This is a genomic window from Pontibacter sp. HJ8 (genome assembly GCF_054824225.1).
This window is the reverse complement of the sequence record NZ_JSYF01000414.1, coordinates 5,527-7,334: the sequence shown is the minus strand read 5'-3', so window position 1 is coordinate 7,334 and position 1,808 is coordinate 5,527. Positions and strand designations below refer to the sequence as shown.

At 47.8% G+C, this 1,808-nt stretch carries 3 protein-coding genes; all 3 read right to left on the bottom strand.

Annotated elements, in window-relative coordinates; all coding sequences use genetic code 11:
- Positions 1-100 precede the first annotated feature (100 nt).
- Positions 101-946 carry a geranylgeranylglycerol-phosphate geranylgeranyltransferase gene (locus OB13_RS16750; RefSeq protein ID WP_461491327.1) on the bottom strand — a complete coding sequence of 282 codons (846 nt, stop codon included), beginning with the start codon at positions 944-946 and terminating at the stop codon, positions 101-103.
- Between the two features lie 118 nt (positions 947-1,064).
- Entirely contained in the window at positions 1,065-1,259 is a 195-nt protein-coding gene (locus OB13_RS16745) for a cold-shock protein (protein ID WP_461491326.1), read from the bottom strand.
- Between the two features lie 118 nt (positions 1,260-1,377).
- On the bottom strand, positions 1,378-1,808 hold a 431-nt coding region (locus OB13_RS16740), incomplete at its 5' end, for a KdsC family phosphatase (protein WP_461491325.1).

The following is a 1,808-nucleotide window of genomic DNA, read 5'->3' as shown; positions in this document are numbered from 1 at the left end:
TAGGTATAGGTATAGGTATAGGTATAGCCGTCAGCTGTCCGTCACGCAATAAATAAATTCTTGTGTCTTACGTCTGAAATCCTGTGTCCGTATACCTTGCTTAATTAAGCAGTAGCATCGAGAGTATACCCGCCAGCATGATCACTTTGCATACATTGCTCAGGTAAGTGAAGTCGCGTTTGCGATCAGCCCGTACCAGTTTTATGACCAGCCATATGCTGGGCACCAGCACCAGCAGCAGCATGTATACATCAAATAAAGGAGATGTGACAGGATGCAGGATCACCACCAGCAGGAACGCCTGGAAGCAAGCAATGATGGGGTAGAGCACATACTTGGTGCGCCGCAGTCCCGCAACAATAGGCAGTGTGCGGCAGGCAAAGGATTCGTCGCCTTTCACATCCTCCACATCTTTGATGATCTCGCGAATGAGCGAAATCAGAAAAGCAAACACGGCATAGCTGATCGTGATCTTGTTTAAGGTGCTGGCATACACGGCTACCATCAGCAGCATGGACGCTGACAACAGGGCAATGGTCAGGTTGCCGACCAGCATCATCTTTTTGAAACGCGCCGAGTAGCCCCATAGCAGTAACACAGCCCCTACGTTGATGAGCCCGACCGGCAGCGACAGCCATACCCCGATCGCGATCCCTATAAAGGAAAGCACCATGTGCGTAAACATGGCAGGCCGCCTGCGGATAGACTTGCCCACGACTACGCGTTCGGGCTTGTTGATGGCGTCTATCTTGATGTCGTAATAGTCGTTGATGATATACCCTGCCGCCGCCACGCACACAGTCGATAGGGTAAGGGCCAGAAAGCCGGTTTCCAGTACGCGCATCCAGTCCAGCCCTTTGGTGAGCAGGCTGGCCTGTACCAGTGCCTGGGTCAGCACGACCAGCAGCAGGTTAGGGAAGCGTATCAGGTTTAAAAACTCTTTCAAGGCAGAGGATCAGGTATAGCGTCTGTAAAGTTAAAGCCAGCCAGGCCGGTAGCAAATTAATGTGCATAAAAAAACCCCTTGTGGGAAGGGGTTTTTCATTAACGGTGGAGTAGAAGTGTCAGATTCTCTGAACGTTCACCGCATTGATTCCTTTTTTGCCTTCCTGCGTGTCAAAAACAACACGGTCGTGCTGTTGTATCTGAACGCCGTTCAGGCCAGTTACATGCACAAAGAAATCTTCATTTGTGTCGTCTTCTGTGATAAAACCGAAGCCTTTTGATTCAATAAAAAACTTTACTTTTCCTGTCTTCATAAAAATGAAAATAAATTATTGTAAATAAACTGACTGTAAGATTAAAAAAAAATTATATATAAGCAAATAATTATATGAAAGAAAGTTGCTATTTCTTTAGAGAATAGTCTAACATGGATTACCATGTATCCTGCGCCTTCATAATTTTTTCAATCAGTTCACGTACAGCACCTTTGCCGCCATCTTTGGTAGCCACAAACGTGCAGATTTCTTTGATGTCGTCAGCCGCATCGGCCGGGCAGGCTCTGAAGCCGCAACGCTGCATCACCTCCAGATCCGGCATGTCGTCTCCCATATAGGCTACAGTAGCCGGATGCACGCCCTGCATGTAGATATAATCTTCAAACACTTCCACCTTGTCTTCGGCTCCCAGAAAAATATCTTCTATTTCCAGTTCTTCCAGCCGTACCCGCACACCCGGTTCGTCTTTACCTGATATGATCGCGACGCGGTAGCCCTGCCGGATGGCATGCTTGATGGCAAAACCGTCTTTGATGTTAAAGGCCCTTACTTTTTCGCCGTCAGCAAAAACATAGAGGAAGCCATCGG

What these genes read in the sequence shown, in the direction of transcription:
- OB13_RS16745 (WP_461491326.1), bottom strand. Translation starts at nt 1,259, where the DNA reads ATGAAGACAGGAAAAGTAAAGTTTTTTATTGAATCAAAAGGCTTCGGT.